This is a genomic window from Halomonas sp. XH26 (assembly GCF_024138895.1).
GTDB lineage: Bacteria > Pseudomonadota > Gammaproteobacteria > Pseudomonadales > Halomonadaceae > Vreelandella > Vreelandella alkaliphila.
In genome coordinates, this window is the sequence record NZ_CP071889.1 from 1,800,669 (window position 1) to 1,814,916 (window position 14,248).

The window sequence follows — 14,248 nt, forward strand, 5'->3', positions numbered from 1 at the left end:
TATGAAATTTTCAGAACAGTGGCTGCGTGACTGGGTGGCTCCGCAGCTTGATACACAGGCAATTGCCGATCAAATTACCATGGCAGGCCTTGAGGTCGATGCTATTGAGGCTGTTGCGTCCGCGTTTAGTGGCGTAGTGGTTGCAGAGGTGCTGACTAAAGAGAAGCATCCAGATGCTGATAAGCTCAACGTATGTACTGTTAATGATGGTACCGGTGAGCCTGTGCAGGTTGTTTGTGGTGCTGCCAATGTCGATGTTGGTCAAAAAATTCCGTTTGCTCAGGTGGGTGGCATTCTACCGGGCGACTTTAAAATCAAAAAAGCCAAATTGCGTGGTGTTGAGTCACGCGGAATGATTTGCTCGGCCTCAGAGCTAGGCCTTGAGGAAGAGACGTCTCCTGGTATTTTTGTGCTGCCCGCCTCTGCGCCGGTAGGTCTAAGTTTTCGAGAGTATATGCAGCTCGATGACATGACCATTGAAGTTGATCTCACGCCGAACCGTGGTGATTGCCTAAGTATCAAGGGGCTGGCTCGAGAAGTGGGCGTGCTCAATCGTCTTCCGGTGAGTGGGCCTGAGATTGCGGTTATTGAAGCTAGCATTGACGATACTTTTTCAGTGCGTATTGAAGCGCCGGAGCAGTGCCCGCGCTACCTGGGGCGCATTATTAAGGGTGTCGATATTAGCGTCGAAACCCCGCTGTGGATGGTGGAGCGTCTCCGGCGTAGCGGTGTTCGTTCCATTGACCCTGCCGTTGATGTGACTAACTACGTGATGCTAGAGCTAGGCCAGCCGTTGCATGCGTTTGATCGCGACAATCTTCACGGCGGTATTACCGTTCGCTTAGCGCGTAAAGAAGAGCGTCTGACCTTGTTGGACGGTCAGGAAGTAGCGCTAAGACCTGAAACACTGGTTATTGCTGATGATGAAGGGCCTCTAGCAATGGCGGGTGTTATGGGGGGCGAGAACTCAGGGGTAAGTGAGAAAACCGATACGATTTTCTTGGAAGCTGCCTATTTTACGCCGTTGGCTATTGCAGGGCAGGCGCGTTCTTACGGTCTCCATACGGATGCATCACATCGATTTGAGCGTGGCGTTGATCCGGCGCTTGCCAGTGTGGCGATTGAGCGTGCCACTCAGCTTCTAATGGAGATATGTGGTGGTCAGGCTGGCCCTGTTACTGAGTCGTCCAGTGGCGAACACCTGCCAGCACCGCGTAACATTGTATTGCGCGAGGCGCGTTTAGAGAGTGCGCTTTCGAAGCGGCTGCCCGTTGAAGATGTAACTGACATTCTGCAACGTTTAGGGCTTGCGGTTGATAAGCAGGCAGATGGCTGGTTAGTCACAGCGCCAAGTTGGCGTTTCGACGTGGCGATCGAAGAAGATCTCATTGAAGAGATTGCTAGGGTTCATGGTTACAACAACCTGCCTGTTCGGCGCCCTGCGGCGCGTTTGGCACTGCGTCCGGCTAACGAGGCGGTGCTAACCCAAGCCCAGCTGCGTAACCAAATGGTAGCTCGCGGTTTTCAGGAAGCGATAACTTACAGCTTTGTTGCGCCTGATCTCCAGGCGGTGATGTTGCCGGACGCTATTTCACCAGTGTTGGCGAATCCGATTTCGTCAGATCTGTCGGTGATGCGGGCTAGCCTGTTCCCCGGCTTAGTGCGTGCGCTTGAGCATAATCTGAATCGTCAGCAAACCCGTGTCAGACTGTTTGAAACCGGCTTGGTATTTAATGGCCATTTGGACAACCTCTCGCAAGTCCCGATGATGGGAGCGCTGGTATGCGGAGGTCGTGAAGCTGAAGGTTGGTGCGGGGCTAAAGCCCAAGTCGATTTTTACGATCTAAAAGGCGATTTAGAAAGCCTGTTGGCGCTTGGTGGCGCGCTGGATGCTTGGCGTTTTGAGCCGGGTGAGCATCCTTCGTTACACCCTGGGCAAACTGCAAGGCTCTTGCATAATGGTAAGCCAGCCGGTTGGATTGGCACCTTGCACCCTCAAGTGCGAGCCAAGCTAGGGCTGAAAGTAGATGCCGTCATGTTTGAGGTTCGCTTAGATGCGCTGAGCGAAGGTCTCATCCCGGCCTTTGAGCCGCTGTCACGTTATCCAGAAGTTCGCCGTGACTTGGCTTTCACTGTTAAGGCGGAGATACCGGTTCAGGCACTACTTGATTGTGCAAAAGCACAAGCTGGCGATTACTTAAAAGACATTAAGCTATTTGATGTCTATGCTGGTAAGGGCGTAGCTGATGGTTGTAAGAGTATTGCATTGGGCTTGACGTGGCAGCACGGATCACGCACGCTAAATGACGATGAAATCAACCTGTTGGTAGATTCCATCGTATCGCAAGTGCGAACAGAATTAGATGCTGAGCTACGTGGATAGGATTTGTGGACAGGATTTGCGACTAGGTTTGGTGGATAGTTACGTGAATAATTAAATAATGCCATGACACGACGCTTATCACGTTCTTGGCAATGCGTTTGCTACATGGAGGGGGCCTTATGGGTGCGTTGACCAAAGCAGAGCTAGCAGAACATTTACACACTGAGCTCGCGCTGTCGAAGCGAGAAGCAAAAGCCATGGTTGAGGCTTTTTTTGAAGAGATCCGTGCCTGCTTGCGCGAAAATGAGCAGGTTAAGCTATCGGGTTTCGGCAATTTCGATTTGCGTGATAAGCGCGAAAGACCGGGGCGTAACCCCAAGACGGGTGAAGAAATTCCCATTTCTGCACGGCGCGTTGTTACTTTTCGTCCCGGTCAAAAGCTAAAGCAGCAGGTAGAGCGCTACACAAGCAGCTAACTTACGTGTGGGGGAAGCTTCAATGCACTGGTTGGTGGGTGAGTGTGTCGAACAGTTGTGCTGAGCTGATGCGCAGAGTGGTAGCAAATGAAAAGGAGTACCTTCGGGTGCTCCTTTTTAAGTTTTGGACTAAAGTCCACGTCCTTCAATGAGCCAAGTGATCACTACCTTAATGACATAACCCAGCATGCCAGCACCCAGAACGACAAAAAGCATGATCGTGCCAAACTTGCCTGCGTTGGATTTCTTAGCTAAGTCCCAAATAATAAAGCACATAAACACGATTAAGCCACCGACCATGATCGGTGTTATCCATGCCTCAAAGAGCTGCTGCATAAGATTTCCTACTAAATGATTGATAGTGCCTCATGAGAAGGCGTGTGTCGTTTTTGCGAGTCGTGTTAATATTTGACCAAATTCATCGGGTATTTGTCGACTGAACAAAGCACAGTGCGACACTATTGCAGAGGAGTAGGCCATGCCAACGCTAACGATTCTAGTCGGTACAATGTACGGTGGCGCGTTAGATGTCGCAGAGCAAGTAAAGCCGTTATTTGAGCAGGCTGGCTACAAGGTTGATATTTCTGAGCAGCCGACGATTGACGATTTGACCAATAGCCAAGATCTTACGCTGTTTTGTGTATCAACTACGGGCAGTGGAGATTACCCAGGGAATTTTGTTTCTTTTGTGCGCGGGCTGCAGGAAAAAAGTCCCTCGCTTACATCGTTGCGCTATGGGTTGATAGCGTTGGGCGATAGCTCATACGGAGACACGTTCTGTGGAGCGGGAAGGGCGCTCGATGCGTTATTAGCGGATTATGGTGCAACGCGTTTAGGTGAGCGGCTGGAAGTGGATGCTATGGAAACTTTTATGGCAGATGACGCCGCTATTCCGTGGGTAGAAGAGTGGATTGAGTCTCAGCAACTGAAGGTTGCTTAACCATGCAGCGAGTCCCTTTTTCTCCGGAACGTATCAGCGTTGCTCTCGGACTTTGTATTGTGATGTTGGCTGCGATACCTCGTTACATGGTAGAAGGGCATGAAACACGCCAAACATTGTTACTTATTGCGCTAGCCATTGTGGTGGGTGCTGCCGCTGTTCAGTGGAAAATGCTGTCGGTTGATGCACGAAAAGCGCTGCCGAAATTATGTCAGCGCTTGCTATTTATGCTGCTGATAGGTGCCCTGGTAATGGGGGCATGGCATGGTCTGTTCACTGACTGGATTAGCTGGCAAGTGTTTATTTCCCACGCAGCAACCTGTGGTCTGCTATTTCATGCTGTTTCTTTGTGGTGGGCGAAACGCGATTAAAGGCCACTATTTTAGATGTGATAGTCAGGCTACAAGGCTTCATCTAACGTTTAAAAATAATTTTGACTGCATTGTGGTCAAAAAACGACCTAAAATGGTCGTTTTGCTAGTGATTACCCTTGTATTTGCGGGTTATGCCCCCATCTTGCGAGCATGGCGCTTGCCACGATGCGCTAGGGTTCTTAAAATTGCCCCCTTGTACTTATTTTACGCAATCAACATAACGCCCAGCCGCTAGAGGACAATTCATGCAAGTTTCCGTCGAGACGACCTCCCAGATCGAACGCCGTATCACTATTCAGGTGCCGGCCGCCGAAATCGACGAGGCCGTCAGCGCTCGCTTAATAGACACCGCGAAAAACGTTCGCCTGAATGGTTTTCGCCAAGGCCGAGTGCCGATGGCTGTAGTTCGTCAGCGCTACGGCGACAGCGTGCGCAATGAGGTGGTAGGTGAAGTGATGCGTGAGCGCTATGTGCGTGCCATCACGGAAGAAGGCCTTAATCCTGCCGGTTTTCCCCAGATTGAGCCAAAAGTAAACCAAACTGGCAAAGACCTAGAGTTTGTGGCGGTTATGGAAATCTACCCGCAGGTTGAGCTTGCGTCTATCGAAGGCACCGAGGTTGAGCGTCCGGTAGTGGCGGTTAACGATGCTGATGTCGATGAGATGATCGATACACTGCGTAAGCAAAATGCTGCGTGGGAAGAAGTAGACGCCGCCGCTGCTGATGGCGATCAAGTGACCATCGACTTCCAGGGCTTCTTGGGTGATGAGCCTTTTGAAGGTGGAAGTGCTGAGGGCCATGCTTTAGTTATTGGCTCCAACAGCTTCATCCCAGGCTTTGAAGAGCAGTTGATCGGTGCGAAGGCGGGTGATGAGAAAACCATCACTGTTACCTTCCCTGAAGATTACCAAGCAGAGCATCTTGCAGGCCAGGAAGCCACCTTTAAAGTCACCGTTCATAAAGTCAGTAGCCAAATGCTGCCGGCCGTAGACGCTGAGTTTATTGCGCGCTTTGGTGTTGAAGATGGCGATGAAGAGAAATTCCGCGCTGAAATCAAAAAGAACATGACCCGCGAAGCGGCCCAAGCGGTGGATAACCGTGTTAAGCAGCAGGTATTGGATGCGCTGAAAAAAGCGAACGATATTCCTGTGCCAAGTGCGCTTGTTCAGCAAGAAACTGATGGCATGAAGCGTCAGGCAGCACAGCAGTTCGGTCTGGGTGAGGACTTTGATGTCAGCCAACTGCCGAATGAACTCTTCGAAGCGCAAGCGAAAGGCCGCGTCCAGGTAGGGTTGCTGCTGGCCGAGGTTATTAAGGCGAATGAGTTAGACGCTGATGATGATGCAATTAAAGCTAAGGTTGAAGAGCTGGCAGAGCAGTATCAGGATCCTTCCGAAGTGGTTGAATACTACATGGGTAATGAGCAGCTCAAAACCCAAGTGAAGTCTGCCATCCTGGAAGAGAAGGCTGTTGATAAGCTGCTGGAGCAAACGAACGTTAAAGACGTTGAAATGTCATACCAGCAGGCATTGGCAGCGGCTCAGCAACAGGCCGAGCAAGATGAAGGTGTTGAAGAAAGCGAACAAGCTAGCGCTTAACTTCATCGCGTGGCGCACCCTATGTGGGTGCGCTTTCCCTTACCGGACGCAAGGAATCACGAATGAGTGAGTTTGATATTCAAAACGCCGGCGGTTTAGTGCCCATGGTGGTTGAGCAGAGCGCCAAAGGGGAAAGAGCCTATGACATCTACTCACGCCTGCTAAAAGAGCGTGTTATTTTCCTGGTTGGACCAGTTGAAGATTACATGGCGAACTTAGTGGTGGCGCAGCTGCTGTTTCTTGAGTCAGAGAACCCTGATAAAGATATTCACCTTTACATTAATTCTCCTGGTGGGTCTGTAACGGCAGGTATGTCTATCTACGACACCATGCAGTTTATTAAGCCTGATGTGTCGACCGTATGTATTGGGCAAGCGGCTAGCATGGGTGCATTGTTGCTGACAGCAGGCGCAGCAGGTAAACGTTATTGTTTGCCTAATTCCCGTGTGATGATTCACCAGCCGCTGGGTGGCTATCAAGGCCAAGCGTCTGATATCGAGATCCACACCCGTGAGATTTTAGGTATTCGTGAAAAACTGAACCAGATTTTAGCCCATCATACTGGCCAAGATCTTGATACTGTTGCTCGGGATACTGACCGTGACAACTTTATGAGCGCCACTAAAGCCCAAGAATATGGCTTGATTGACGCAGTGCTGGATAAGCGGCCTACATCCTGATAGCGTGGTAGGATTCTGCTTTTCTAACGAGCTTTTCCGGCGGCGTAAGCCGCCGCAGTGATAGAGGTACGCGAATGGCCGACGGCAAAGGCAAGGACGAAGGTGGCAAGCTTTTATACTGCTCGTTTTGTGGTAAGAATCAAAACGAAGTACGTAAGCTAATTGCAGGCCCGTCCGTATATATCTGCGATGAGTGTGTCGACTTATGTAATGACATCATTCGCGAAGAAGTTCTCGAAGCCGATGCCGAGAGCGATGAAGAGCGTTTACCTACGCCTCGCGAAATACGTCATACGTTAGACGACTATGTCATCGGACAAGATCGCGCCAAAATGGTGCTATCTGTAGCGGTTTATAACCACTACAAGCGTCTTAAGACGGAAGTGCGCGAAGGCGATGTAGAGCTAGGTAAATCAAATATTCTGCTTATTGGTCCTACCGGTAGTGGTAAAACACTGTTGGCGGAAACCATGGCGCGGTTATTGAATGTACCTTTTACCATTGCCGATGCCACTACACTGACAGAAGCGGGTTATGTGGGTGAAGATGTTGAAAACATCATCCAAAAGCTTCTGCAGAAGTGTGATTACGACGTCGAAAAGGCTGAGCGAGGCATTGTTTATATCGATGAAATCGATAAGATTTCGCGCAAGTCTGATAACCCTTCCATCACACGTGATGTGTCGGGCGAGGGTGTCCAGCAGGCACTACTCAAGTTGATTGAAGGCACAACAGCATCCGTGCCGCCGCAGGGTGGTCGTAAACATCCCCAGCAAGAGTTTGTTCAGGTCAATACGGCCAACATGCTGTTTATTGTGGGTGGCGCTTTTGCGGGTCTTGATAAAGTTATCCGTGACCGTGCTGAGAAAGGTGGCATTGGTTTCAATGCTAGCGTGAAGAGCAAAGAGTCTTCGCGTGGTGTGGGTGAGTTGCTGGCCGACGTAGAACCAGATGATTTAGTGAAATTTGGTTTAATTCCTGAGTTTGTTGGACGTCTGCCCGTGATTGCGACGCTCACTGAGCTAAATGAAGATGCGTTGGTACAGATCTTAACTGAGCCGAAAAACTCGCTGGTTAAGCAGTATGCCAAGCTCTTTGAAATGGAAGATGTGACGCTCGAGTTTAGAGACGAAGCGCTGCGTGCTGTCGCAACCAAGGCAATGGAGCGTAAAACTGGCGCGCGGGGTTTGCGATCTATCCTTGAGTCTGTGCTGCTAGACACCATGTACGAGATTCCTTCGCTTGAAGGTGTTAGCAAAGTGGTGATTGATAGTTCAGTGATTGCAGGCGAAAGTGAGCCACTACTGATCTATTCGCAGCAGGAAGATGCTCGTGTTGATGGCACCGACGGTTAGTCCCGACGTGCATTCCACGGCCTAGCTTTTACCGCTTGCGCCAAACCAAGGGGTCGCCTAGGCGGCCCCTTGTTATTCATAAGTTATTCATGAAATGTTTGCCTAGCTGCTCAGCGCCCTAGCGCCATGCTTTTCATACTGTGAGGTACTTGGCTAAGTACCCTTTCAAGTACTCATCCGATTTTGAGGAACGTCTGCGATGCAGCAGAACGCCGATCAGACACAATGTTTACCCCTGTTGCCTTTGCGGGATGTGGTTGTGTACCCGCAAATGGTTATTCCACTTTTTGTTGGTCGTGAGAAGTCCATCCAAGCGTTGGAAGCGGCGATGGAGGCCGACAAGCGTGTGCTGCTGGTGGCTCAGCGTGAGGCCTCCCAGGATGAGCCCGATAACGCTGATCTTTATGCCATGGGCACCGTGGCCGATATCATGCAACTGCTAAAATTGCCTGATGGCACTGTAAAAGTGCTGATTGAAGGTAATTTTCGCGCTGATGTTATTGATATTGAAGAGCACGAAACGGGCTACACCCAAGCTTACTTGGTGCCTCGTGAGAGCGAGCCGCTAACCAGTCGTGAGCAAGAAGCACTGGTACGTGTGCTGCTCAACCAATTTGAGCAATACGTCAAGCTGTCCAAAAAAGTGCCTAACGAGGTGCTCAATTCGCTTTCTGGAATTGAGGATCCGAGCCGCTTGGTCGATACCATCTGTGCGCACTTGTCATTAAAAATAGGCGACAAGCAAGAGCTGCTCGAAATGGATCGCGTGCGTGATCGCATTGAGCACTTAATGGCGCTGATTGAGTCCGAAATTGATTTGCTGCAGGTTGAAAAGCGCATCCGCTCGCGTGTGAAAGAGCAGATGGAAAAGACCCAGCGCGAGTATTACCTCAATGAGCAGATGAAGGCCATCCAGAAAGAGATGGGTGAGCTGGATAATGTGCCAAATGAGGCCGAAAAATACGAGCAAGCCATCGCTTCATCTGGAATGCCCAAAGAAGCGGCAGAAAAGGCTACTCAAGAGCTTAGTAAGCTAAAAATGATGGCTGCTAACTCGGCCGAAGCTACGGTGGTTCGCTCTTACCTAGACTGGCTAATAGCTGTCCCCTGGAAGAAGCGTACCCGCGTCAAGCACGACTTAGTGAAAGCGCAGGAAGTGCTGGATCAGGACCATTACGGCTTAGAAGAAGTCAAGGCTCGTATCCTTGAATATCTTGCGGTACAAAAGCGCGTGCGCAAGATGAAAGGGCCTGTATTATGCTTGGTGGGTCCCCCTGGTGTGGGTAAAACCTCTCTTGGTCAATCTATCGCGCGGGCCACGAATCGTAAATATGTTCGTCTGGCGTTAGGCGGCGTACGTGATGAGTCTGAAATTCGCGGTCATCGCCGCACTTACATTGGTTCGTTGCCAGGTAAGTTAATGCAGCGGATGAGTCGTGCTGGCGTTAAGAACCCACTGTTTTTATTGGATGAAGTCGATAAACTCGGTATGGATCACCGCGGTGACCCTGCGTCGGCGCTGCTAGAGGTGCTTGATCCTGAGCAAAACAATAGTTTTAGTGATCACTACCTTGAGTTGGACTACGATCTATCAGAAACGCTATTTATCTGTACTGCTAACTCAATGAATATTCCTGGTCCGCTGTTGGATCGTATGGAAATCATTCGTTTGCCGGGTTACACCGAAGATGAAAAGTTAGCGATCGCTAGGCGTTATTTGTTGCCGAAGCAGCAAGAAGCGAATGGCCTCAAAACAGAAGAGCTGGCGCTCAATGATGATGCTCTGCTAGAACTAGTGCGTTATTACACCCGTGAAGCTGGGGTGCGAGAGCTGGAGCGTCAGATCGCCAAAGTCTGCCGTAAGGTGTTGCGCGAGCGTTTAGAAGCCGAGCAGGCAGCGAGTGGTAAGCAGGGTAGCCATCTGCAGGCTCAACAAGTACTGGCAGCTGAAGATATTGAAGCCTATGCCGGCGTGCGCCGTTATAGCTACGGGTTGGCTGAGCAGGAAGATCAAGTTGGTCGTGTGACAGGGCTAGCGTGGACATCGGTTGGCGGCGAATTGCTGAATATCGAATCTGTTGTTACGCCCGGCAAAGGACGTATCAACAAAACCGGCTCGCTGGGCGATGTTATGAAAGAGTCGGTGAGTGCGGCGCAAACGGTCGTTAAGGCGCGTGCAAAAGAGTATGGTATTGATCCGCAACGGTTTGAGAAGGAAGACTTGCACATTCACGTTCCGGAAGGTGCTACGCCTAAAGATGGCCCAAGTGCAGGCATTGCCATGGTAACCGCGATTGTCTCTGCCTATACTCAACGCCCTGTGCGTTGTGATGTGGCCATGACAGGAGAAGTGAACCTACGTGGCGAAGTGATGCCCATTGGGGGGTTAAAGGAGAAATTGCTGGCAGCCCGTCGCGGTGGTATAAAGACGGTCTTAATTCCTGAGGAAAATCGTCGAGACCTCAAGGAAGTGCCAGAAAATATTAAAGGGGCACTTGATATCCGTCCCGTACAGTGGATAGATGAAGTACTGGCCGTAGCGCTACATAACGATCCAATTGACGAGAGCGTCTCGTTGAAAGGTTCTGATCCGGCTTTTAATTCAACCGTCGTAACGAGTACCCATTAAGCGTTAATACTCCATTGAGTTTTAACATTACTTAATAGTTTTGCCCAAGACCTTGAGTTGCGGGCATTTCTCGGCACTGTCGCTTGACAGGAGTTTCAAGGCATTGCTATAAAACACAGCTACGCTTTGAAGTTGTATCTAACGGTGGCAGTGCCGTTCAGAGCCATTTTTTTGAAACAGTTAAGGGGTGAAGTGTGAATAAGTCCGAGCTGATTGAAGCTATTGCCGCGTCTGCTGATATTCCTAAAGCAGCGGCAACCCGCGCATTGGATGCCATGGTGGAGTCTGTCACCGATAGCCTCAAAAAAGGCGAAAGTGTTTCACTGGTAGGTTTTGGTACTTTCGCAATTAAAGAGCGTGCTGCTCGTACTGGTCGTAACCCGCAGACCGGCCAGCCGATTGAAATTAGCGCTGCGAAAGTCCCCAGCTTCAAAGCCGGTAAAGCGCTGAAAGACGCCGTCAACTAATTGGCTCGCGTTTGCTGTAAGCTAATGGGCGCATCGCATTCGCGATGCGCCCATGTTTTTTTCTGGCCCGATAGTTAGGGCGATAGATAGCTGTGATGATCTGAGGCTAGCATGCTGCAAAGTATTCGAGATGGCTCCAGAAGCTGGGGTGCCAAAATAATTATCGGTGTCATGGTGGCTGCCATGGCGCTTTTTGGCGTGGAGTCGCTGTTTAGTGTCTTTGGCGATGACCCTAATGAAGTGGCGAGCGTTAACGGCGAACCAATCATGCGTCAGCAGGTTGAGCTTGAGGTACAACGTGCGCTTCGCTCTGGACAGGTGCCACCAGAGCAAGAGCGGGCGCTTCGTAATGATGTCCTTGACCAGTTGATAACTCAGCAACTGCTAACACAATATGCTGAAGACGGTGGTGTGTTCGTCTCTGATGCCCAACTAGACCAAATGATTGTTGGTCTGCCAGAGTTTCATGATCAAGATGGTCGGTTCTCGGCTGAAATATTCCGCAACCGTCTTGCTGGTGCAGGATATACCCCAGTGGCGTTTCGTGAAGAGCTGCGTGCCGATATCAAGCGCCAGCACTTGCAGCAAGGCCTTGCGTTTAGCGACTTTAGCTTGGAAAGCGAGCAGGAACGCTTAGCTGAATTGCAGCGCCAGCAGCGCAGTTTTCGCTATGTTTTATTAGATGCCGATGATGTAAGCGTAGAGGCGAATGTTACTGAAGCGCAAATGCAGGAATATTTCGATGCAAACCAGGCACGTTTCGAGCGTCCTGAGCAGGTGCGCGTTGAGTATGTGTTAGTTGACCGTCAAGCGATGGCGGAAAACGTTGAGGTTAACGAGCAGAGCTTGCGCGATGCGTGGCGTGAGCAGAATCGCAATGCCGATCGACGTGTCTCTCATATTATGGTGACGTTTGGCGAAGAGCGCAGTCGCCAAGAAGCGCAAGCACACGCTAATGAGGCTTTAGAAGCCTTGAACAGCGGTGAAACTTTCGCCGATACGGCACTGCGTTATTCAGATGATACAGCGAGTGCTGAGGAAGGCGGCGACTTAGGGGTTATTAGTCGTGGTTTCTTTGGTGATGCCTTTGATGAAGCTGCTTTTGCTCTCGATGAAGGTGAAACATCTCAACTGGTGGAAATGGATGGTGCATTTCATATCCTTCAGGTAACCGAGCTGGTAGCACCCGCCTTTGAAGAGCAGCGTGAGGCACTTCAGCAAGATGTTGCTCTGCGTGAAGTCAATGATGAGTTCAATCAGCAAGTTCAGCGCTTAATTGATGAGAGTTTTGCTGCCGATGATCTGCAAAGCGTAGCGGATGACCTCGGTCTAACGCTAAACCAGACTGACTGGTTAGCACGCGGTGAAGGTGAGGGCGTGCTTTCAGAGCCGGGGGTGCTAGATGAGGCCTTTAGTGCTGATGTGCTAGAAGAAGGCTATAACAGCGAAGTGATCGAGCTGGATGATGATCGTCGCCTTGTGCTGCGTGTTGCGGAGCATCGCGAAACGACTCAACTCACGCTAGACGATGTGCGTGACGAAGTCGCTAACGCTGTTGTTGCTCAACAACGCCAAGAAGCACTTGAGCAAGAAGCGGCTCGTATGATCGAGGCGGTGGAAGCGGGCGAGGCCAGCAACATTGATTGGCTTGAGGCTAGCAATATCTCGCGCCAGTCTGACACTGTGCTTCCCCAGGCGGTAGTGCAACAGGTGTTTCGTATGCCGCGTCCGCAGGAGGGTGATAGCGTTTACCGTTCTGTGTCACTTCCGGAAGGCGTTGCCATCATAGCGTTGGATAGCGTATCCGTAGGCGAAGTTGACGAGCAGCTTACTTCTTTTGTAGCTCAAATGGCTGAACAACTCCGCGCCCAGTCTATCATTCAGGGCTTGGTAGACGATCTGCGTAGTGACGCGAAGATTGAGCGTTAATTAACGCGTTTTTATTAACCCAAAAAGCCGGCCAAAAATTGATTTGGCCGGCTTTTTTGATGGTTTTTTTGCTGATGTGCAACGTTAAGTATTAGGGTGGGTTGGCTAAGGTAAATTGGCGCAGAATAGGCATGGCGTCATGCTCTGCCGTGCGTTCAACGACGATGTCCCAGCCATGATGAACATCCCAATCACCAAGAACAAAACGTTTTGCAGGTACGTCCTCAACCGTCAGGTCATGTACCTTTGGCCGATGGGTGTGACCATGAATCATGGTGGTGACACCAGAGCGCGCCATCAGCGCCACCACTTCTTCGTGTGTCACGTCCATGATCGCTTCCGCTTTACCCGCGTTGGCATCGCCCGACTGCATACGCAGACTCTTGGCAAGCTCCAGCCGCTGATCAAGGGGTAGGGATAGGATTTGCGTTTGCCACTGAGGATCTCTCGACTGTTGGCGGAACGCCATGTAAGCATCATCTTTAGTGCAAAGACTATCGCCATGTAGAATAACGACAGGCACCCCTTGGAGTTCCACCGTTTGGCTTTCGGGTAGCAGAGAGGCTTGGCACTCACTGATAAAGCGCTCGCCAATCAGAAAGTCGCGATTGCCGTGCAGGAAATAAATCGCGGTTCCGTTGCTGCTTAATTTGCGTAACCGTCTGATCACTTCCCAGGCAATGTCGCTAAGAGGATGTGGTGTGTCAAGGAGATCATCTCCGATCCAGGCGTCAAACAGGTCGCCTAGAATATACAGGGCGTCAGCCCCAGTAGCGGTGTGCTCTAAGTAACGATAAAACCCCTGATTAATCTCAGGGGTATCACTGCTTAGATGCATATCAGCTATCAGCAGAGTGCGCATAGAACTCCCGTAATTAGTCGGCTTCTTTTACATAGGCGCGCTCAATGATGACATCGTCTGCGGGCACATCAGCATGCATGCCACGACGTGTGGTGCTGACACCGCGGATGGCGTCTACCACGTCCATGCCGTCGACAACCTCGCCAAACACGGCATAGCCCCAACCTTGAAGACTTTTACCACTGTGATTCAAGAAACTATTGTTACCAACGTTGATAAAGAACTGCGCTGTGGCAGAGTGGGGATCTTGAGTGCGTGCCATTGCCAGTGTGCCAACCGTGTTTTGTAAACCATTGTCGGCTTCGTTCTCGATCGGATCACGCGTTGGCTTTTGGTTAAAATCTTGATCGAAGCCACCGCCCTGAACCATAAAGCCATCGATAACACGGTGGAACAAAGTGCCATCATAAAAACCATCGCGGACATATTGCTCAAAATTAGCGGCAGTTTTTGGCGCTTTTTCATGATTAAGCGCAATAGTGATGTCACCGTGGTTGGTCTGTAATACGATCATAGATAAATTCCTGTTCAATAAAGGCGTTCGCCTTGGCGCTGTGCATCGGCGTCACGTTATAATAGCGGTTTTGCTTGGCACCGCGAAGCGCAAACCCTAAT

The 14,248-nt window shown here is 50.5% G+C and carries 13 protein-coding genes; 10 read left to right on the forward strand and 3 right to left on the reverse strand.

The genetic code is table 11. The annotated features are described in order from the left end of the window. The first annotated feature begins 1 nt into the window (after position 1). Both pheT and J4377_RS08345 read left to right on the forward strand, forming a co-directional pair. Positions 2-2,383 (forward strand): phenylalanine--tRNA ligase subunit beta, encoded by a 2,382-nt coding sequence (gene pheT, locus J4377_RS08340; RefSeq protein WP_120386999.1) that lies wholly within the window; start codon positions 2-4, stop codon positions 2,381-2,383. Between the two features lie 119 nt (positions 2,384-2,502). Further along, complete coding sequence (locus J4377_RS08345; protein WP_009724294.1) at positions 2,503-2,799, forward strand: integration host factor subunit alpha; 297 nt, start codon at positions 2,503-2,505, stop codon at positions 2,797-2,799. A 129-nt stretch (positions 2,800-2,928) separates the two neighbouring features. Here the strand turns inward: J4377_RS08345 and J4377_RS08350 are convergent, their stop codons facing one another. Further along, positions 2,929-3,135 carry a DUF2788 domain-containing protein gene (locus J4377_RS08350; RefSeq protein WP_038483925.1) on the reverse strand — a complete coding sequence of 69 codons (207 nt, stop codon included), beginning with the start codon at positions 3,133-3,135 and terminating at the stop codon, positions 2,929-2,931. 142 nt (positions 3,136-3,277) lie between these two features. Here J4377_RS08350 and J4377_RS08355 point away from each other — a divergent pair, with 142 nt between their 5' ends. From J4377_RS08355 to J4377_RS08390, 8 genes are all read left to right on the forward strand, one after another. Beyond that, entirely contained in the window at positions 3,278-3,739 is a 462-nt protein-coding gene (locus J4377_RS08355; RefSeq protein WP_038483928.1) for a flavodoxin domain-containing protein, read from the forward strand. A gap of 2 nt (positions 3,740-3,741) precedes the next feature. Continuing rightward, positions 3,742-4,110: a hypothetical protein gene (locus tag J4377_RS08360; protein WP_038483932.1), complete on the forward strand. Its 369-nt coding sequence runs from the start codon at positions 3,742-3,744 to the stop codon at positions 4,108-4,110. A 248-nt stretch (positions 4,111-4,358) separates the two neighbouring features. Next, positions 4,359-5,711: a trigger factor gene (gene tig / locus J4377_RS08365; protein WP_038483935.1), complete on the forward strand. Its 1,353-nt coding sequence runs from the start codon at positions 4,359-4,361 to the stop codon at positions 5,709-5,711. 62 nt (positions 5,712-5,773) lie between these two features. After that, a complete protein-coding gene (gene clpP, locus J4377_RS08370) occupies positions 5,774-6,391 on the forward strand; it encodes an ATP-dependent Clp endopeptidase proteolytic subunit ClpP (protein ID WP_030073154.1) in 618 nt (205 codons plus the stop codon). A 74-nt stretch (positions 6,392-6,465) separates the two neighbouring features. After that, positions 6,466-7,746, forward strand: coding sequence for an ATP-dependent Clp protease ATP-binding subunit ClpX (gene clpX, locus J4377_RS08375; RefSeq protein ID WP_038483940.1), 1,281 nt, complete (start codon positions 6,466-6,468; stop codon positions 7,744-7,746). A gap of 199 nt (positions 7,747-7,945) precedes the next feature. Further along, positions 7,946-10,375, forward strand: coding sequence for an endopeptidase La (gene lon, locus J4377_RS08380; RefSeq protein WP_253487876.1), 2,430 nt, complete (start codon positions 7,946-7,948; stop codon positions 10,373-10,375). Between the two features lie 194 nt (positions 10,376-10,569). Next, entirely contained in the window at positions 10,570-10,842 is a 273-nt protein-coding gene (locus tag J4377_RS08385; protein ID WP_009724302.1) for an HU family DNA-binding protein, read from the forward strand. 111 nt (positions 10,843-10,953) lie between these two features. Beyond that, positions 10,954-12,771 (forward strand): SurA N-terminal domain-containing protein, encoded by a 1,818-nt coding sequence (locus tag J4377_RS08390; protein ID WP_193059785.1) that lies wholly within the window; start codon positions 10,954-10,956, stop codon positions 12,769-12,771. 91 nt (positions 12,772-12,862) lie between these two features. On the opposite strand, the gene J4377_RS08395 is transcribed toward J4377_RS08390, so the two are convergent. Both J4377_RS08395 and J4377_RS08400 read right to left on the reverse strand, forming a co-directional pair. Then, complete coding sequence (locus J4377_RS08395) at positions 12,863-13,633, reverse strand: UDP-2,3-diacylglucosamine diphosphatase (protein ID WP_253487878.1); 771 nt, start codon at positions 13,631-13,633, stop codon at positions 12,863-12,865. Between the two features lie 13 nt (positions 13,634-13,646). Beyond that, on the reverse strand, positions 13,647-14,147 hold the full coding sequence (locus tag J4377_RS08400) for a peptidylprolyl isomerase (RefSeq protein ID WP_038483952.1): 501 nt from the start codon (positions 14,145-14,147) through the stop codon (positions 13,647-13,649). Between the last annotated feature and the right edge of the window lie 101 nt (positions 14,148-14,248).